Origin of the sequence: Pseudomonas sp. (genome assembly GCF_002796985.1) — a bacterium.
Taxonomy (GTDB): Bacteria; Pseudomonadota; Gammaproteobacteria; order Pseudomonadales; family Pseudomonadaceae; genus Pseudomonas.
Genome location: NZ_PEKX01000022.1, coordinates 1 through 19,801 on the forward strand (window position 1 = coordinate 1; position 19,801 = coordinate 19,801).

Genomic DNA, 19,801 nt, shown 5'->3' on the forward strand with positions numbered 1-19,801 from the left:
TAGAGTTTGAGAAGCGACATTTACTGAGCCTGGAAAGTGTCTAGGGAATCCGGGGCGATTCACATGGTTGGACAAAGCCATGTAGAGCGCTTGAGCACGCTCCGGCTCCAGCTGCATGTGGGGTTGCAGTGGCGATACTTCGTTATTGCGACGGATATCCGCTATCAGCGCATCTCCAAAGGTAGGGTCAGCAGCAGGGTCTACGACATCGGAGAGATCGATACCCCGCATGTAGGCGAGACAAGCGTGGTAGAGGTAAAGGTAAGTCTGCACCATCAAAGGCCGCTCAAGCTTTGTGCGGCCATCTCGTGCCGGATACATGGCACATATGTCTTTGATGCTAGTAGCAGCGTCACTCAGGCGGCGCATCTCGTCTTGCCCCGCCTGAGTTGGCCAGACCTTGTAATGGTCTTCTTCGCGCTGGTAAGGGCCTGGGTTTCGCACCAAAGCATCGAGCATTTGCGGTATGGGGTTTTCTATCAGCTCACGCGCAGCGTGGCGAAAGGCGAGCAGCAAGAGTTGCAACGTGGTGGAGCGCTGCTGGCCATCGATCACTTCAAAGGCAGGCACTCTGCCAAAGCTGTTCGGCACCGGCGTCATCACAATGGAGCCCAAAAAGTGCTTCTGTAATGGCTTCAGTGCCGCAGTAGTCCCGGTTGATGCCAGCGCTTGTTGCTCCAGCACAGCATCTGCTCGGTCTTGGATGTCAATCCACAGAGGGCCGACCTGCTTCTCCAGCGTCCAGACATAACCCCTTTGAAAAATCGGGATCTGATACTGATGCGGTGTGCTGAATAGGCTAGTTACCGTAGCTTTGCTGGGTTGCATGCTGAATTCCTTATCTGCGTTTCAATAATCAGTAGCGTCAGTTGTCCTAGCCGATGTCGAGAGCAGGCAGCGCCCTGACGATTTTTTGAGTCTCCAGGCTGACGGTGACCACGCGCTGGAACAGCTCAAGCGGGTACTTGGGATTCCCCATGGTTTCGACGGCCCAGTCGTTGGCGTCGTTGACGATGCCGCTGGCTTTATCGGTGCGCACCGCTTGGCGCTCCATAACCCAGTCCAGCGCGGCCTTACCGTTGACCACGTAGTCCCAGGCCGCCTCGGGGATGCCCTTGAGGGTGATGCGATGGTTGTAGATGACGGTGGTCTTGTCGCCCTTCTTGGCGAACTTCATCTTCTCTACACGGTAGTCGGCATCGGTAAGCGCGCCCTTGGCCTCGATGGTCAGCGGGTACGGCTCGACGGTTTCGTAGTTCAAGTGGAGGTCGGCCAGGGCGCGGCCAGCTTTGCTGAAAGCCCAGAAGTCAGCGGCATTCTTCACCGCTGGAACGCGCGGTAGCTCCTTGCTCAGATTGTCGGCAAAGCGTTCGCGGTAGTCCGGCGAATGGAGGATGCCGTAGACGTAGTAAAACAAGTCTTCCTTGCTGAACTGCTCGCCGGGGTAGGCAGCCTGGAAGTGGGCCAAGCCGGCATCGGTGATGGCATCGCGGCGGCGTAAACCTCCTTCAACCGGCTCGGCAAACAGGTCGTCTTTTGAGGCTTGAGCAACTTCGTCGTAAAGGTATAGGGGAAAACATTGCGTACCATGATTTGGTTGAAGACTAAAAATCTGATTCACAATTAAAGGCGGCGAACTAGGGCCTTCTCCGCCACTTCCTAGAGTTATTATAAAGTTCTCAATCCCCGCATTCGGGAATATTTTTGGCATTTGATATACGCAGTTATTAAATTGCCTATCAAAATACATCCAGCTTTTAAGGAATGGCCGATAATAAGATTTTACAACGCCTTCAGGTCGGAATATGCCCCGCTTCTGCCGAACCAGGTCTTGCTTAACTTCACGAGTCCAACTTATCTTTGTTGAATTAAAATCCAGAAAATCATCTGGCTCAGGCCATTCTTGCTTCTTCAAGTCCGCACAAGCCATCCTGTAACGATCCACTTCGCTGTTGTAAAACGTGATCATTTCGTCAACAGTATTGATAAGCGAACTTTTAGATGCGTTATATACCCAAGCATCACGATTTGTTTTCACGCCATTTGAGTAATTCTCGAAAAGAGCAATTTCACTAGCGTCATTCTTGGCCCCCAACACAATGTGCAGAGCTAAGCTGTCGTCCCTCTGTTTGAGCCAGTCGCCATGCTCATCTGGGGTAATCTGCTGCCACTGCGCGATGCCGGCCACATTGGTAAAGGCTGCAATTTTCTCCAGCTTTTCCTCTCGACTCAAATAGTCGCCAATGTCGTAAAAGTAAATCTGGCCGTGAGTCTGTGCATCGGGATTCTTGACCAGCAACGAAATAGCAATAGGAGCACGGCTGCCGCTGCCGAAAATCTTGCCGCCTTCCTTCCGAGAGGTTTCGCCACTGGTACGCTGGTTGCCACGAAGATGGAACACATAAAGACTGGAAAATTCATCTACAAGGCACTTGCGCAAACCATCTGCGGTATTGGCCTCCACAAAGCCCGCGTTGGTAACAAAGCCGATGATGCCAGCATCACCAATACGGTCACTGGCCCAGCGAATCGCACGGATATAGCTGTCATACAGGGCGTTTTTGAGAGTTGCTTTTGAGCCAGCCGCATAGGTAGTACGAATGCGCCCATCAAGCGTTGGGTACTGAATATTGGCGTTGTTATCGTTAGCACTCGTCTGGCCAGCCGAATACGGCGGATTGCCCACAATCACCCGAATATCTAGCTCCTTCTGGCGCTTACGCCTAGCGCTGTTGTCCTCCAGCAGCGCGTCTACCAGGTCGTCCTTCTCGTACATCTGGAAGGTGTCAGTCAGGCAGATACCTTCAAACGGGGTGTACTCGTCGATCACTTCGCCATGGTAGGCCGCTTCGATATTGATGGCCGCGATGTAGTAAGCGAGCAGTACCAGCTCGTTGGCGTGAATCTCGTGCCGGTATTTGTGCGGCAGCTCGTCTGGCTTAATCAGGCCCGACTGGATCAGGCGGGTGATGAAAGTTCCGGTGCCGGTGAAGGGATCAATGATGTGGACGCCTTTGCTGCCCAGGGTTTGACCGAACTCCTGTTGCAGCAGGTGGTTGACGCTGTGAAGGATGAAATCCACCACCTCGACTGGGGTGTAAACGATGCCCAAGCGCTCGGTCATCTTGGGGAAGGCGTTGCGGAAGAACTTGTCGTATAGCTCGACGATGATCTTCTGCTTGCCCTGGGCGTTGTTAATACCGGCAGCGCGTTGACGCACACTGGCGTAGAACTTCTCCAGGGTATCGGCTTCTTTGGCCAGGTGGTGTTCGTGAAGCGCGTCTAGTACGCCTTGCATGGCCTTGGACATAGGGTTGTGGCTGGCAAAGCTGTACTCGTCGAACAGCGCATCGAACACCGGCTTGGTTACCAAGTGCTGGGCGAGCATTTCAACAATCTCGCCATCGCTGATGCTGTCGTTGAGGTCGTCACGCAGCTCGGCGGCAAAAGCGTTAAAGGCGGCTTTTTCCTGAGTGTTGGCCGGGTTCTCTAGGATGCCCTGGATACGGTCGATGTGGGTACGGGCGATCTTGGCGATATCATTGGCCCAGTCTTCCCAGTGGTGGCGGTTGCCACACTTGTCGACGATCTTGGCGTAGATGGCCTTCTCGATTTCACCCACTTCGTAGGTCAGCTCGGCCTGCTGAGTCATCTGGCCTTCGGCATCATATTTCGCGCGCTTCTCGCCAATGCCGTACTGGCCTTTGCCGGCCTTACCGTTACTGGTGCCGCTGGATTTCTTTGCCTTCTTCTCAGCTTTGTCGGTGATGGCGATGACTTCCATCTTGCGCGGGTCTGAGCCGATCAGGTCGAGCTTGTTAACCATGGCATCGAAGCTATCGTCGTGCGAGCGCAGTGCCTGGAGTACCTGCCAAACCACCTTGTAGGTCTGGTTGTCGTTGAGGGCTTCGTGAGGCTCCATGCCGGCAGGGATCACCACGGGAAGCACGACATAGCCGCGCTTCTTACCCGGTGCGTTGCGCATCACCCGGCCTACGGACTGCACTACGTCCACCTGGGAGTTGCGGGGGGTGAGGAAGAGCACGGCATCCAGCGCCGGCACGTCCACGCCCTCGGACAGGCAGCGCACGTTGCTGAGGATGCGGCAGGTGTGGGCCGGAGCTTCCTCCTTCAGCCAGTTGAGCTTGGCTTCCTTCTGGCTGGCATTCATTCCGCCATCGACATGTTCAGCCTCGCAGATCAGACGCGAGGCTTCCTCGATTTCCTCAGACTCCTGGTAAGCCTCCACCACCGACTGGAACATGCTGGCGATGTTGATGGAGCTGACTTTGTGCTTGGTGCCCTTGTAGTTGGGCGAGATGACCTGGCAGAAGGCCACGGCGCGCTTCATTGGCTCATCATCGCCAATGAGCTGCTCGTGTAGGCCTTGCTTGGCCAGCGCCTTCCAGCATCCGACGATCTTGGCGGCGTCGTCCACTTTGAGCTGGTTGTCTTCGTCCTTCAGTAAGTCTTGGAGACGGCGACTGATGGCGCTCTCTTCGACGGTGAGTACCAGCACCTTGTAGTCGGTGAGCAGGCCACGCTGAACTGCTTCGGAGAAGTTGATGACGAACAGTTCTTTGCCATATAGCGCTTCGTCATCCATCGAGCAGAGGGTGACTTCGCCGGATTCGGCCTTAACCTTGGCACTGTCACCGTAGATACGTGGCGTAGCGGTCATGTACAGGCGTTTGGCAGCGCGGATGTAATCGGCGTCGTGAACGCGCACGAAGGTGCTTTCGTCATCGTCGTCAAAGGTGGCGCCGGTAGTGCGGTGGGCTTCGTCGCAGATGATCAGATCAAATGCTGCAAGGCCATGTTCGTGCTGGGCGCGGCTGATCACGTCGATGGAGTGGTAGGTGGAGAACACCACGCTCATGTGCTCGGCATCGTGACGCTTGAGCATTTCCGCCGCGAGGCGATCTGCCTTGGTAGTCGCTGGGTAGCGCAGTTCGTGAGCGAAGACCTGCGGGGTATCCTCATCGGCCTTGCGCTTCTTGCCTACGTCGCTGTCGGAGCACACGGCGAAGCTGTGGAGCGGGGTTTCACTTTCCTGCGTCCATTCGGTCAGGGTCTGCGATAGCAACGACAGGCTGGGCACCAGGAACAACACTCGCTTGCCCTTGCCAGCCTGCTGCTCGGCAATTTTCAGGCTGGTAAAGGTCTTGCCGGTGCCACAAGCCATGATCAGCTTGCCGCGCTCGGCCTCTTTGAGGCCTGCTGCAACAGCATTCAAAGCGGTTTTCTGGTGATCCCGAAGCTGCTTGCGGGCCTTGAAAGAAACAGCCTGATTGGGTTGGTATTTGGCCCAGTCGATCTGACTGTCTTCCAGGGCTTGCAGGTCAATCTTGTTGATCGAAAGCTGCTGGCCCTGCAAAGCGTCTTCGGCGTGCTCGCTCCAGTTATTGGTGGTGGCAACGATGATGCGGTGCGAGAACGGCGCCTTGCCCGAGGCGGTGAAGAAGCTATCGATGTCCTTCTTCTGCACGCGGTAGTCCTCGGCATACAGCTTGCACTGGATGGCGTGGTACTCGCCGGTGCCCTGGGTGCGCGCCACCAGGTCGATACCAGTGTCGCGACCGTCCAGCCCCTGCTCCTTGGCCCAATCAGCGTACATCCACACCTTGTCGTACAGGTCACGGTAGGTGGCTTCGTTACGCAGGTAGGCGCAGATCAGCTCTTCGAAGTAGGTGCCTTTTTCACGCTCAGAAGCTGAAGCAGCGCGATAGATGTCGAGCAGGGAGGAGAGGGCGGTCACGAGGAATTCCTTTTGATTACTGCTAGCGCATATCTCTAGCGCTAAATTTCTCCAGTCTATCAATAGGCGTCTTTATGAGCAGCCAAAAGAAAACCCCAGCAGATACGAGATCTACTGGGGTTTGTCTGTGGCCACTAACTTTGGCCGAACCACTTAACTTTGGCCGAATGGGCAAATAACTTTGCCCACCTCCATCCCGGATCAGACGTCCAGGTTGGACACTGCCAGGGCGTTGCTTTCGATGAAGTCGCGGCGCGGCTCCACGGCATCGCCCATCAGGGTGTTGAACAGCTGGTCGGCAGCGATGGCATCCTCGATGGTCACCTTCAGCATGCGGCGCACAGCCGGGTCCATGGTGGTTTCCCACAGCTGGTCCGGGTTCATCTCGCCCAGGCCTTTGTATCGCTGGATGCTGTGCCGCTTGGTGCCTTCGGTCATCAGCCAGTCCAGGGCTTCCTTGAAGCTGCTGACGGGCTTTTTGCGCTCGCCCTTCTGCACGTAGGCGCCTTCTTCCAACAAGCTGTTCAGCTTGGCACCGAGATCGGTGACCGCGCGGTAGTCGTTGCTGGCGAAGAAGTCGCGGTTGAAGGTGACGTAGTTCGACAGGCCGTGGGCGACCATCTCGACTTCGGGCAGCCAGAGGTGGCGCTCGCGGTCTTCACGCAGGCTGACCTTGTAGGTCAGGCCGGACTTCTCGACAGCCTTCAGGCGCGCCTGGAACTGTTCGACCCAGGCTTGCATGGTGGCCTCGTCACCCAGCTTCTCGGCCTCGATGCGCGGCAGATAGATGAAGTGTTCGGTCAGGTCCTGCGGGTAGAGGCGGGACAAGCGGGCAAGGGTACGCATGACGCCACGGTACTCGTTGACCAGTTTCTCCAGCGCTTCACCGGACAGGCCCGGAGCGCCTTCGTTGACGTGTACGCTGGCATCTTCGAGGGCCGATTGGGTCATGTACTCTTCCATGGCCACGTCGTCCTTGATGTACTGCTCCTGCTTGCCCTTCTTGACCTTGTACAGCGGCGGCTGGGCGATGTAGATGTAACCGCGCTCGACCAGTTCCGGCAGCTGACGGAAGAAGAACGTCAGCAGTAGAGTACGGATGTGCGAACCGTCGACGTCAGCATCGGTCATGATGATGATGTTGTGGTAGCGCAGCTTGTCGATGTTGTATTCCTCGCGACCGATGCCGCAGCCCAGCGCGGTGATCAGCGTGCCGACCTCCTGGGACGAGAGCATCTTGTCGAAGCGAGCTTTCTCGACGTTGAGGATCTTGCCCTTGAGCGGCAGGATCGCCTGGGTCCTGCGGTTACGGCCCTGCTTCGCAGAACCGCCCGCGGAGTCACCTTCCACGATGTAGAGTTCGGAGAGGGCGGGGTCCTTCTCCTGGCAGTCGGCGAGTTTGCCCGGCAGGCCGGCGATGTCCAGCGCGCCCTTACGGCGAGTCATTTCACGAGCCTTGCGCGCGGCCTCACGGGCACGGGCGGCATCGATCATCTTGCCGACCACGGCCTTGGCTTCGTTCGGGTTCTCCAGCAGGAAGTCGGCGAAGTACTTGCCCATCTCCTGTTCCACGGCGGTCTTCACCTCCGAGGAAACCAGCTTGTCCTTGGTCTGCGAGCTGAACTTCGGGTCCGGCACCTTCACCGAAATGATTGCGGTCAGACCTTCACGGGCGTCGTCGCCGGTGGTGGCGATCTTGAACTTCTTCGCCAGGCCTTCCTGCTCGATGTAGTTGTTCAGGTGGCGAGTGAGGGCAGAGCGGAAGCCCGCCAGGTGGGTACCACCGTCACGCTGAGGAATGTTGTTGGTGAAGCAGAGGATGTTCTCGTTGAAGCTGTCGTTCCACTGCAGGGCAACTTCGACGCCGACGCCGTCTTCTTCACGCTGGCAATTGAAGTGAAAGACCTGGTTAACCGCCGTCTTGTTGGTGTTCAGGTACTCGACGAAGGCGCGCAGACCACCCTCATACTTGAATAGTTCTTCCTTGCCGGCACGCTCGTCGCGCAGGACGATGCCGACACCGGAGTTCAGGAAGGAAAGCTCGCGGATTCGCTTGGCCAGGATGTCCCAGCTGAAGTGAATGTTGCGGAAGGTATCCGGGGAGGGCTTGAAGTGCACCTCGGTACCCGAACCTTCGGTATCACCCACTGGGCGCAGCGCGAACTGCGGAACACCGTGGTGATAGACCTGCTCCCAGACCTTGCCTTCACGGCGGATGGTCAGGCGCAGCTCATGGGAGAGGGCGTTCACTACCGACACACCTACACCGTGCAGGCCGCCGGAAACCTTGTAGCTGTTGTCGTCGAATTTACCGCCAGCGTGGAGGACGGTCATGATGACCTCGGCCGCGGAAACCCCTTCTTCCTTGTGGATATCCACCGGAATACCGCGACCGTTGTCGCGTACGGTGATGGATTCATCGGTGTGAATGGTGATGCTGATTTCGCTGCAATAGCCCGCCAGCGCTTCGTCGATCGAGTTATCCACGACCTCGAAGACCATGTGGTGCAGGCCGGTGCCGTCGTCGGTATCCCCGATGTACATGCCCGGACGCTTACGTACGGCATCCAGCCCCTTCAGTACCTTGATACTGGAAGAGTCGTAGGTGTTCTCGCTCATTATTCACTCCCGATGGTAGTGTCCTGAGAGACGCGCCCATGTTCCACGTGGAACATCGACACCGGCGTTTCCGTTTGCCAGCCGTCTTTCAATAAGTGTGGGTCGACGCAGGTGATAAATACCTGGCAACCCAGATCTTCGAGAAGTCGGCACAACGACAACCGATGCTTCTCATCCAATTCGGAGGGGAGGTCATCCACCAGGTAGACGCATTGCCCGCGCTTGGCCTGGTTGATCAAGTGCCCCTGGGCGATCCGCAAAGCGCAGACCACCAGTTTCTGTTGGCCGCGGGAAAGAATCTCCGCGGCATTGTGCCCACCCAGACGAATCCTCAGATCCGCCCGTTGCGGTCCTGCCTGGGTGTGTCCGATCTGCTGATCGCGCAGCAGACTGGAAGACAGCACTTCACTCAGGTCGCGTTCCTTGTCCCAGCCCCGGTAGTAGCTGAGCGTCAGGTCATCGATCTGGATCAGCTCGGCCAGGGTCCGCTCGAACTGGGGCTTGAGAGCCTGAATATAGGACCGCCGATATGTGTCGATTTCGTCGCTCGCTGCGCACAATTCACGGTCCCACGCAGCTTGAGAAGCACCGTCCAGTTTACCATGTCGCAGCCACGAGTTCCGCTGCCTCAGGGCCTTCTGCAGTCTTTGCCAGGCGACCATGAAGCGTTGTTCCACGTGGAACACTCCCCAATCGAGAAACTGACGGCGAATTTTCGGTGCACCTTCCAGCAAACGAAAACTGTCCGGATTGATCAGCTGCAGGGGCAACGTCTCAGCTAACTGCGCAGCACTGCGCGCATTCTGCCCGTCGATACGAATCTGGAACTCACCCTGGCGATCTCGTGAAACCCCAAGGCTGCTATCGAAGCCGTTGCCCAGGCGCACCTGTCCGAAAACCGTGCAGGCCGGCTCTTCGTACTGGATGACAGGTTGCAGGCGCATGCTGCGGAAGGAGCGGGCGAGGCCGAGCAGGTAGATGGCTTCCAGCACGCTGGTCTTGCCGCTGCCATTTTCGCCGTAGAGGATGTTGATGCGGGGGGAGGGGGAGAAGGTCACCGGGTGCAGATTGCGCACCGCGGTGACCGAAAGGCGGGTAAGGGACATCGATACGCGTCAGAGGCGCATCGGCATGACGACATAGGCGGAATCGTCGTTGCCTGCTTCCTGCACCAGAGCACTACTGTTGGAGTCGGAGAGAATCATGCGCACCTGTTCGGTCCCCATGACGCCCAGCACGTCCAACAGATAGCTAACGTTGAAGCCGATTTCCAGGTTGCCCCCGTTGTAATCGACCTGTACTTCTTCTTCCGCCTCTTCCTGCTCCGGGTTGTTTGCCTGGATTTTCAGGAGGCCGTTGGAGAGTTGCAGGCGAATGCCGCGGTACTTCTCGTTGGACAGGATCGCGGTACGGCTGAAGGCTTCACGCAGTACCTGGCGATCCCCAATCACCAGCTTGTCGCCCCCCTTGGGCAGTACGCGCTCGTAATCCGGGAACTTGCCGTCCACCAGCTTGGAGGTGAAGGTGAACTCGCCGGTGGTCGCACGGATGTGATGCTGGCCGAGGACGATGGACACTTCGCCGTCCTGCTCGGTGAGCAGGCGAGCCAGTTCGAGGATGCCTTTACGCGGCACGATCACCTGGTGGCGATCCTGAGCCTCCGGCACACCATTGCTCAACGAGCACATGGCCAGACGGTGACCATCGGTCGCAACGGCGCGAAGTGTGCCGCCGCCCACTTCCAGCAGCATGCCATTGAGATAATAGCGAACGTCTTGCTGGGCCATGGCGAAGCTGGTGCGGTCGATCAGCCGACGCAGCTTGCTCTGCACCAGGCTGAAGGTCAGCGAACCGGGGCCTTCTTCCACAGTGGGGAAGTCATTGGCCGGCAGGGTGGAGAGGGTGAAGCGGCTGCGGCCGGCTTTCACCAGGAGCTTCTGCTCGTCGACGCGGATGTCGATCACGGCATCGCTGGGCAGGCTCTTGCAGATATCCATCAGCTTGCGCGCCGGCACGGTGATTTCACCCGGCTCAGCAGCGTCTTCCAGGGTGACGCGACCTACCAGCTCGACTTCCAGGTCGGTGCCGGTCAGCGACAGTTGCTGGCCTTCGACGACCAGCAGGACGTTGGAAAGAACCGGCAGCGTCTGGCGGCGCTCGACAACGCCAGCGACCAGTTGCAGGGGTTTCAACAGAGCTTCGCGTTGAATAGTGAAATGCATGGTCTAGTCCCTTGCCTCGTGAGGCTGCGTCAGGTGGTCAGAGTACGCAGCAGGTTCTTGTAGTCCTCGCGGATATCCGCGTCGGATTCCTTGAGTTGAGCGATCTTACGACAGGCGTGCAGCACCGTGGTGTGATCCCGACCGCCGAAGGCCACGCCGATCTCCGGCAGGCTGTGGTTGGTCAGCTCCTTGGAGAGTGCCATGGCCACCTGACGAGGACGTGCTACCGAGCGCGAGCGGCGCTTCGACAACAGGTCGGCGATCTTGATCTTGTAGTACTCGGCGACGGTGCGCTGGATGTTGTCGATGCTGACCAGCTTGTCCTGCAGGGCCAGCAGGTCCTTCAGCGACTCACGGATCAGCTCGATGGTGATCGGCCGGCCCATGAAGTGGGAGTGGGCGATAACGCGCTTGAGCGCACCTTCCAGCTCACGCACGTTGGAGCGAATACGCTGGGCGATGAAGAACGCGGCGTCGTGCGGCAACTCGACCTTGGCCTGCTCGGCCTTCTTCATCAGGATCGCCACGCGGGTTTCCAGCTCCGGCGGCTCCACGGCCACCGTCAGACCCCAGCCGAAGCGCGACTTCAGGCGCTCTTCCAGACCTTCGATTTCCTTCGGGTAGCGGTCGCTGGTCAGGATGACCTGCTGGCCACCTTCAAGAAGGGCGTTGAAGGTGTGGAAGAACTCTTCCTGGGAACGCTCCTTGCGGGCGAAGAACTGGATATCGTCAATCAGCAGCGCGTCGACCGAACGGTAGAAACGCTTGAACTCATTGATGGCATTCAGTTGGAGGGCTTTGACCATGTCCGCGACGAATCGCTCCGAATGCAGGTACACGACCTTGGCGTTCGGATTCTTCTTCAGCAGATGGTTACCCACAGCGTGCATCAGGTGGGTCTTACCCAGACCGACGCCGCCATAAAGGAAGAGCGGGTTGTAGCCGTGCTTGAGGTTGTCTGCCACCTGCCAGGCCGCCGCGCGGGCCAGCTGGTTGGACTTGCCTTCAACGAAGTTCTCGAAGGTGAAAGTACGGTTGAGATAACTGGTGTGCTTCAGCGCACCTTCTACCTGCACGTTGCGTTCAGTACGCACCGCGGTGGCAGGCATCGCAGCCGCAAGCGGATCGATGCCTGGGCTCGATTCATCGAGATCCGCGATGGACTGCACAGGAGCCGCCTGAACCACCTGCGGTTCGGGCATGACCAGAGCCGCTGGCGCCGCAGCAACAACGGTTGCGGCTACGGCCGCAACGGGAGCTGCCTGCACGGTCACTTGCGGTGTCGGCACCAGAGCCGGTCGTGGTGTGCGACTGCGGCGGCTGCCAATCAACAACGAGATTGCCGGGATCTGGCCGTTACCACGCTCGCTCAACAGCTCGAGCATGCGGCCCATGTACTTTTCGTTGACCCAGTCGAGTACGAAGCGGTTGGGTGCATAGACGCGCAGTTCCTCACCTTCGGCCTCAACCTGCAGCGGTCGAATCCAGGTGTTGAATTGCTGGGACGGCAGCTCGTCGCGCAGAAGCTCCACGCACTGCTGCCAAAGTTCCACGGACACGGATATCCCCCAAAAGAAGTCGCAAAGCGAAACAGACGCCTATTGTATCCCCGCCAGAGCAACTTATCCACAGTTAAGCATGCCGGGATGCAAGCAAAATCAAGGCGTTAATGATTTTACCGGCGGTCGGTTAGACGTGACCTGAACCTTGTGGATAACAGCTTGATGAGGCGGGGGATGACACGGTTGATGGTTCTGTGGAAAAAATCCCTGTGGAAAAAACTACATTCCATACCCAGCTTTCCAACCGCCTCCGCACAAGACACCCACGCCTTCCCGACAGGGTTATCATTCGTTGAAACCCGCTTATCCCTATGCCTCCGATTAGTTATCCACAGGCAGAGGCCTGCCTAAACACAATCACTGCTTCAATCTTTAGAAAAAGAGATTTCCTCCCTTTATATTGATTTTGTATTCAGGCCTGGTTGGAAATTGACCTGACCCTCTGATTTCTCTAGAATCGCCGGTCTCTTTAAACGGGGTCGCTGCGACCTCATGTCGTCAAACCCAGGTACCGAATCATGAAACGTACTTTCCAACCCAGCACCCTCAAGCGCGCTCGCGTCCACGGCTTCCGCGCTCGCATGGCCACCAAGAATGGTCGTCAGGTTCTGTCGCGTCGTCGCGCCAAGGGCCGTAAGCGTCTGACTGTCTGATTTGTCTGACACAGGTGGCGAGTCAAGATTTCAGCCGGGAAAAACGTCTTCTGACAGCCCGGCACTTCACAGCGGTCTTCGACTCCCCCACCTCCAAGGTTCCCGGCAAGCACATCCTGCTGCTGGCGCGCGAAAACGGTCTTGATCATCCCCGCTTAGGGCTGGTGATCGGTAAGAAGAACGTCAAGCTCGCCGTCGAGCGCAATCGCCTCAAACGCCTTCTCCGCGAATCCTTCCGCCATAACCAGCAAAAGCTGGCTGGCCTGGACATCGTGGTAATCGCGCGCAAGGGCCTCGGCGATCTGGAGAACGAAGAGCTGCACCAGCAGTTCGGTAAACTCTGGAAACGCCTGTTGCGTAATCGGCCCAGCCCGGAACCTTCGACAGAATCTCCGGGAGTGACCGACAGTTCCCATGCGTAGACTGGCGCTACTACTGATCCAGTTTTACCGCTACGCCATCAGTCCCATGATGGGCAGGCACTGTCGTTTCTACCCCAGCTGTTCCTGCTACGCGCAGGAAGCCATTGAAACCCATGGCTTCCTGCGTGGTGGTTGGCTGGCCGCTCGTCGCCTTGGCCGCTGCCACCCCTGGCATCCCGGTGGCTACGATCCGGTACCGCCAGACCCTTCCAAGCCCGCCCCTTCCTCGACGGCCGAGTAACCATGGACATCAAACGTTCAATCCTATTCGTCGCCCTGGCAATCGTGTCCTATGCGCTGGTTCTCCAGTGGAACAAGGACTACGGCCAGCCCGAACTGCCGGCGCAGTCCGCGACCTTCAATCAGACTGAAGGCCTGCCGGACACATCCGTGCCCGCCGGCAATGCGGCCAACGCTGACGTACCGACCACGCAGAATGCCCAAGCCGGCCTGCCCAACGAGCAGAAGCCAGCAGCGGCCAGCGAACAGCTGATCCGCGTGAAGACCGATGTCCTGGACGTGACCATCGACCCGCGCGGCGGCGACGTGATCAAGCTCGGCCTGACTCAGTACCCGCTGCGCCAGGACCGCCCGGACGTGCCATTCCCGCTGTTCGAGCGTGACAACCAGCGCACCTACCTGGCCCAGAGCGGCCTGACCGGTGCCAACGGCCCGGATGCTGCCGCCAGCGGTCGTCCACTCTACGCTTCGGCGAAGTCGGCCTACGAACTGGCTGACGGCCAGGACCAGATGGTTGTCGACCTGACTTATGCACAGGACGGCGTCAGCTACATCAAGCGCTTCACCTTCCACCGCGGCCTGAAAGGCGACTGCACCGAGAAGGAAAAGGCACAGAAGAAGCTCGAGTGCATCAACCCCAATGCCTATCAGGTCGGCGTGAGCTACCTGATCGACAACCAGAGCGACAAACCGTGGAGCGCCTCGCTGTTCGCCCAGCTCAAGCGTGATGCCAGCGTCGATCCCTCCTCCACCACGGCTACCGGCGTATCGACCTACCTCGGCGCTGCGGTCTGGACCCCTGAAAAGCCCTACGTGAAGGTGTCCATGAAGGACATGGACAAGGAGCAATTCAAGGAAACCGTCCAGGGTGGCTGGGTAGCCTGGTTGCAACACTACTTCGTCACCGCCTGGGTTCCCGCCAAGGGCGATACCCACAACGTGGTGACCCGCAAGGACGCCCAGGGCAACTACATCGTCGGCTACACCGGTCCGAACCTGACCGTCGCACCGGGTGCCAAGGGCGAAACCAGCATGACCCTGTACGCCGGCCCGAAACTGCAGGCGTACCTGAAGGAACTCTCCCCGGGTCTGGAACTGACCGTTGACTACGGCCCGCTGTGGTTCATCGCTCAGCCGATCTTCTGGCTGCTGCAACATATCCACAACCTCGTGGGTAACTGGGGCTGGTCGATCATCTTCCTGACCATCGTCATCAAACTGGCCTTCTTCCCGCTGTCCGCCGCCAGCTACCGCTCCATGGCTCGCATGCGCGCCGTGTCGCCGAAACTGGCTGCCCTGAAGGAACAGCATGGCGACGATCGCCAGAAGATGTCCCAGGCAATGATGGAGCTGTACAAGAAAGAGAAGATCAATCCGCTGGGCGGCTGCCTGCCGATCCTGGTGCAGATGCCGGTCTTCCTCTCGCTGTACTGGGTACTTCTGGAAAGCGTCGAGATGCGCCAGGCCCCTTGGCTGGGCTGGATCGTCGACCTGTCGGTGAAGGATCCGTTCTTCATCCTGCCAATCATCATGGGCGCGACCATGCTGGTTCAGCAGATGCTCAACCCAACTCCGCCGGACCCCATGCAGGCCAAGGTGATGAAGCTGATGCCAATCATCTTCACCTTCTTCTTCCTGTGGTTCCCGGCGGGTCTGGTCCTGTACTGGGTTGTGAACAACTGCCTGTCCATCGCACAGCAGTGGTACATTACCCGCAGGATCGAAGCGGCAGCGAAGAAGGCTTCTGCCTGATATCGCGCTCGCCACCGATCGACAAGACGCCCCCTCGTGGGGCGTTTTGCTATGTGGATAACTGAGTTTTCCAGAGTGCCACCCGAACAGCCGCGAGACCGCCGACATGAATGCAGCCCGTGAAACCATCGCCGCCGTCGCCACCGCCCAGGGCCGTGGTGGGGTCGGCATCGTCCGCGTCTCCGGTCCCCGCGCTCGCGCCATGGCCATCACCCTGAGCGGCCGTGAGCCCCAACCACGTTACGCGCACTACGGGCCATTCCATGCTGATGACGGTGATGTCATCGACGAGGGCCTGCTGCTGTACTTTCCTGGCCCGAACTCCTTCACCGGTGAAGACGTGCTCGAGCTGCAGGGCCACGGCGGCCCGGTAGTGATGGACATGCTCCTGCGACGCTGCCTGGAGTTGGGTGCGCGCCAGGCCCGCCCTGGCGAGTTCAGCGAGCGCGCCTTCCTCAACGATAAACTCGACCTGGCTCAGGCCGAGGCCATTGCTGATCTGATCGAAGCCAGCTCGGCCCAGGCCGCGCGCAACGCCGTGCGCTCCCTGCAGGGCGAGTTTTCCCGGCGCGTGCACAGCTTGACCGACCAACTGATCGGCCTGCGCATGTACGTCGAAGCCGCCATCGACTTCCCGGAAGAGGAAATCGACTTTCTCGCGGATGGCCACGTCCTCTCCCAGCTCGACGCAGTGCGCGCCGAACTGGCCGCGGTACTGCGCGAAGCCGGCCAGGGCGCGCTGCTGCGCGATGGCATGACGGTGGTGATCGCCGGACGCCCCAATGCCGGTAAATCCAGCCTGCTGAATGCCCTGGCGGGACGCGAAGCGGCCATCGTCACCGATATCGCCGGCACCACCCGCGACGTGCTGCGCGAACATATCCACATCGACGGCATGCCTCTGCACATCATCGACACCGCCGGCCTGCGCAGCACCGATGACCATGTGGAAAAGATCGGCGTGGAACGCGCGCTGAAGGCCATCAGCGAAGCGGACCGCGTGCTGCTGGTGGTCGACTCCACCGCACCGGAAGCTAGCGATCCCTTTGCGTTGTGGCCGGAGTTTCTCGACAGCCGGCCGGACCCGGCGCACGTGACGCTGATTCGCAACAAGGCGGATTTATCCACAGAAAGCATCGGCCTCGAAGAGAGCGCCGATGGCCACGTCACCCTCACCTTGTCCGCCCGCTCGGGCAACGGTCTGGAGCTGCTACGTGAACACCTGAAGGCTTGCATGGGCTTCGAGCAGACCGCGGAGAGTAGCTTCAGCGCCCGCCGCCGGCACCTGGAGGCGTTGCGCCAAGCTGGCGACAGCCTCGAGCACGGCCGCGCACAGCTCACCCAGAGTGGCGCAGGCGAACTGCTGGCGGAAGACCTCCGTCAGGCCCAGCAGGCCCTGGGCGAGATTACCGGTGCCTTTACGCCGGACGACCTACTGGGGCGCATTTTCTCCAGCTTCTGCATCGGCAAATAATCCACAAAGCGGCTTTTCCTCACCGGTGACGGCTCCCCTCCGTCATCGCGCCTTGTGCTGCCCTGGATTTCTCTCCGGATAGGCTATCCACAGCCAATAACCCAGCAGAACTCCCATCGTACGCGGCTTTCAGAGCACCAATGGCGTATTCCACAGGACAAATTTAACTCTGTGGAAAAGTAGCGTACAGTTACGTTAACAAGCCTTGCATCAGTCTGTGTATAAACCCGCCTGTTGATAACATCATGCTTAATCCACAGGCTGAACACCGGAGATCCCCCGTCACCCTACAGAATCGACACAGAGTTGTTAGGCGCTGAAACATAAGCTGTGCACGGCCTGGGGGAGGTTATCCACAGAAAACGGCCTCACCATACATAATCACTATCTTTAAAAAGATTTAAAAAGATTCCTCTCTTTTATTTTTCTATTAGAGGCCGACAGAACCGACTGGCTACTTTTTGTCCAGACGCCTTCAATCGAAAGCCCTTAGCCCCTATACTGTCCGGCTCTCTTCTTTCTCCTTGATCAACAGGCACGAGGTGCGTGGTGGATTTCCCTTCCCGTTTTGACGTGATCGTGATCGGCGGCGGCCATGCCGGCACAGAGGCCGCACTAGCGGCCGCACGCATGGGCGTGAAGACGCTGCTGCTCACCCACAATGTGGAAACCCTTGGCCAGATGAGCTGCAACCCCGCCATCGGTGGGATCGGCAAAAGCCATCTGGTCAAGGAAATCGATGCGCTGGGTGGTGCCATGGCACTGGCCACCGATAAAGGCGGCATCCAGTTCCGCGTGTTGAACAGCCGCAAGGGCCCTGCAGTCCGTGCGACTCGAGCCCAGGCAGACCGCGTCCTCTACAAGGCCGCCGTGCGCGAGATCCTGGAGAACCAGCCGAACCTGTGGATATTCCAGCAGGCCTGTGATGACCTGATCGTCGAACAGGACCAGGTGCGCGGCGTGGTGACCCAGATGGGCCTGAAGATCCATGCCGATAACGTTGTCCTCACTGCAGGTACGTTCCTCGGCGGACTTATCCACATAGGCCTGGAGAACTACTCCGGTGGTCGCGCCGGTGATCCGCCTTCGATCGCGCTGGCCCGCCGCCTGCGCGAACTGCCGCTGCGCGTTGGCCGCCTGAAGACCGGCACCCCGCCGCGCATCGATGGCCGCAGCGTCGATTTCAGTGTGATGACCGAGCAACCAGGGGATACCCCCATTCCGGTCATGTCCTTCCTTGGTTCCAAGGAGATGCATCCGCGCCAGGTGAGCTGCTGGATTACTCACACCAATTCGCGCACCCACGAGATCATCGCGGCCAACCTCGACCGATCGCCCATGTACTCGGGCGTGATCGAAGGGGTCGGCCCCCGCTACTGCCCGTCGATTGAAGACAAGATCCATCGCTTCGCCGACAAGGACAGCCATCAGGTCTTCCTCGAACCCGAAGGCCTCACCACCCATGAGCTGTATCCGAACGGCATTTCCACTTCGCTGCCCTTCGATGTCCAGCTGGATATCGTCCGCTCGATCCGCGGCATGGAGAATGCGCACATCGTTCGCCCGGGCTATGCCATCGAGTACGACTACTTCGACCCGCGCGACCTGAAGTACAGCCTGGAGACCAAGGTCATCGGTGGCCTGTTCTTCGCAGGCCAGATCAACGGCACTACCGGCTACGAAGAGGCGGGTGCCCAGGGTCTGCTCGCTGGTGCCAACGCTGCGCTGCGTTCGCAGGGCCGTGACAGCTGGTGCCCGCGTCGTGACGAGGCCTACATCGGCGTACTGGTTGACGACCTGATCACCCTCGGCACCCAGGAGCCGTACCGCATGTTCACGTCGCGCGCCGAATATCGGCTGATCCTGCGCGAGGACAACGCGGACCTGCGCCTGACCGAGAAAGGCCGCGAACTGGGCCTGATCGATGATGAGCGCTGGGCGGTCTTCGAAGCCAAGCGCGAAGGCATCGAGCATGAAGAGCAACGGCTGAAGAGCACCTGGGTTCGTCCCAACACGCCGCAGGGCGATGCCATTGCCGAGCGCTTCGGCACTCCGCTGGCTCACGAATACAACCTTCTGAATCTGCTGGCTCGCCCAGAAATCGACTACGTCAGCCTGGCCGAAGTGACCGGTGCAGGCGCGGAAGACCCGCAGGTCGCCGAGCAAGTGGAGATCCGCACCAAGTACGCCGGCTACATTGATCGCCAGCAGGAAGAGATCGCTCGCCTGCGCGCCAGCGAAGACACCCGACTGCCTGTGGATATCGACTACCCGTCCATCTCCGGGCTGTCCAAGGAGATCCAGCTGAAGCTGGGCAACGCCCGACCGGAAACCCTCGGTCAGGCCGGCCGCATTCCGGGTGTGACCCCGGCGGCGATCTCCTTGTTGCTGATCCACCTGAAGAAACGCTCATCCGGTCGTCAGCTGGAGCAGAGCGCCTGATGTCCCTGGTCACTGCCCGCCACGCCGAAGCACTCTCGCGTGGCATCCAGACGCTCGGCCTGGATATCGACAAAGCTACTCAGCAGCGCCTGCTGGATTACCTGGCTCTGCTGGCCAAGTGGAACAAGGCCTACAACCTCACCGCCGTGCGCGATGTGGATGAAATGGTCTCCCGTCATCTGCTCGACAGCCTGAGCATCGTCCCGCCATTCGAAGCCGCCGGCGGCGAGCGTTGGCTGGACGTCGGCAGCGGCGGCGGGATGCCCGGTATTCCGCTGGCCATCCTGTTCCCCGGCAAGTCCCTGACCCTGCTCGACAGCAATGGCAAGAAAACTCGCTTTCTCACCCAGGTGAAGCTGGAGCTCAAGCTCGACAACCTGCAGGTTATCCACAGCCGGGTGGAAGCCTTCCAGCCCGAGCTGCCGTTCAACGGCATCGTCTCCCGAGCTTTCAGCAGCCTCGAAGACTTCACGAACTGGACACGCCACCTCGGCGATGCCCAGACCAACTGGCTGGCCATGAAAGGCGTACACCCCAGCGACGAGCTCGCGGCACTCCCGGAAGATTTCCGGGTCGAAGCCGAATGCGCTCTGGCGGTACCGGGTTGCCAAGGCCAGCGCCATCTGCTGATACTGCGCCGCACTGCATGACGGGGAG

The 19,801-nt window shown here is 59.1% G+C and carries 12 protein-coding genes and 1 pseudogene; 7 read left to right on the forward strand and 6 right to left on the reverse strand.

Annotated elements, in window-relative coordinates; genetic code table 11:
* The 6 genes and pseudogenes from CTR55_RS25205 to dnaA all read right to left on the reverse strand — a co-directional run.
* Nucleotides 1-828 (reverse strand): DUF262 domain-containing protein (locus CTR55_RS25205; RefSeq protein WP_296290403.1); only part of this gene is annotated, 828 nt, incomplete at its 3' end.
* A gap of 46 nt (nt 829-874) precedes the next feature.
* The gene (locus CTR55_RS25210; protein WP_296290405.1) at nt 875-5,758 is read right to left on the reverse strand and encodes a type ISP restriction/modification enzyme; all 4,884 of its coding nucleotides are present in this window, start codon (nt 5,756-5,758) and stop codon (nt 875-877) included.
* Between the two features lie 201 nt (nt 5,759-5,959).
* Nucleotides 5,960-8,377 carry a DNA topoisomerase (ATP-hydrolyzing) subunit B gene (gyrB, locus tag CTR55_RS25215; protein ID WP_296290407.1) on the reverse strand — a complete coding sequence of 806 codons (2,418 nt, stop codon included), beginning with the start codon at nt 8,375-8,377 and terminating at the stop codon, nt 5,960-5,962.
* A 3-nt stretch (nt 8,378-8,380) separates the two neighbouring features.
* Nucleotides 8,381-9,483, reverse strand: a pseudogene (gene recF / locus CTR55_RS25220) (DNA replication/repair protein RecF).
* Nucleotides 9,484-9,492: 9 nt separating this feature from the next.
* On the reverse strand, nt 9,493-10,599 hold the full coding sequence (gene dnaN, locus CTR55_RS25225) for a DNA polymerase III subunit beta (RefSeq protein WP_296290408.1): 1,107 nt from the start codon (nt 10,597-10,599) through the stop codon (nt 9,493-9,495).
* Between the two features lie 29 nt (nt 10,600-10,628).
* Nucleotides 10,629-12,158, reverse strand: coding sequence for a chromosomal replication initiator protein DnaA (gene dnaA / locus CTR55_RS25230; RefSeq protein WP_296290410.1), 1,530 nt, complete (start codon nt 12,156-12,158; stop codon nt 10,629-10,631).
* Nucleotides 12,159-12,679: 521 nt separating this feature from the next.
* On the opposite strand from dnaA, the gene rpmH reads away from it, so the two are divergent.
* From rpmH to rsmG, 7 genes are all read left to right on the forward strand, one after another.
* Nucleotides 12,680-12,814 (forward strand): 50S ribosomal protein L34, encoded by a 135-nt coding sequence (rpmH, locus tag CTR55_RS25235; RefSeq protein ID WP_003100258.1) that lies wholly within the window; start codon nt 12,680-12,682, stop codon nt 12,812-12,814.
* 14 nt (nt 12,815-12,828) lie between these two features.
* Nucleotides 12,829-13,236 (forward strand): ribonuclease P protein component, encoded by a 408-nt coding sequence (gene rnpA / locus CTR55_RS25240; RefSeq protein WP_296290413.1) that lies wholly within the window; start codon nt 12,829-12,831, stop codon nt 13,234-13,236.
* Nucleotides 13,229-13,477, forward strand: a complete 249-nt coding sequence (yidD, locus tag CTR55_RS25245; protein WP_015479779.1) for a membrane protein insertion efficiency factor YidD — start codon at nt 13,229-13,231, stop codon at nt 13,475-13,477. The genes rnpA and yidD overlap by 8 nt, the downstream gene beginning before the upstream one ends.
* 2 nt (nt 13,478-13,479) lie before the next feature.
* Nucleotides 13,480-15,228: a membrane protein insertase YidC gene (gene yidC / locus CTR55_RS25250; protein WP_296290415.1), complete on the forward strand. Its 1,749-nt coding sequence runs from the start codon at nt 13,480-13,482 to the stop codon at nt 15,226-15,228.
* 106 nt (nt 15,229-15,334) lie between these two features.
* On the forward strand, nt 15,335-16,702 hold the full coding sequence (mnmE, locus tag CTR55_RS25255) for a tRNA uridine-5-carboxymethylaminomethyl(34) synthesis GTPase MnmE (protein ID WP_296290417.1): 1,368 nt from the start codon (nt 15,335-15,337) through the stop codon (nt 16,700-16,702).
* A gap of 549 nt (nt 16,703-17,251) precedes the next feature.
* Nucleotides 17,252-19,144 carry a tRNA uridine-5-carboxymethylaminomethyl(34) synthesis enzyme MnmG gene (mnmG, locus tag CTR55_RS25260; protein ID WP_296290419.1) on the forward strand — a complete coding sequence of 631 codons (1,893 nt, stop codon included), beginning with the start codon at nt 17,252-17,254 and terminating at the stop codon, nt 19,142-19,144.
* Nucleotides 19,144-19,794: a 16S rRNA (guanine(527)-N(7))-methyltransferase RsmG gene (gene rsmG, locus CTR55_RS25265; protein WP_296290421.1), complete on the forward strand. Its 651-nt coding sequence runs from the start codon at nt 19,144-19,146 to the stop codon at nt 19,792-19,794. The genes mnmG and rsmG overlap by 1 nt, the downstream gene beginning before the upstream one ends.
* The last annotated feature ends 7 nt before the right edge of the window (nt 19,795-19,801 follow it).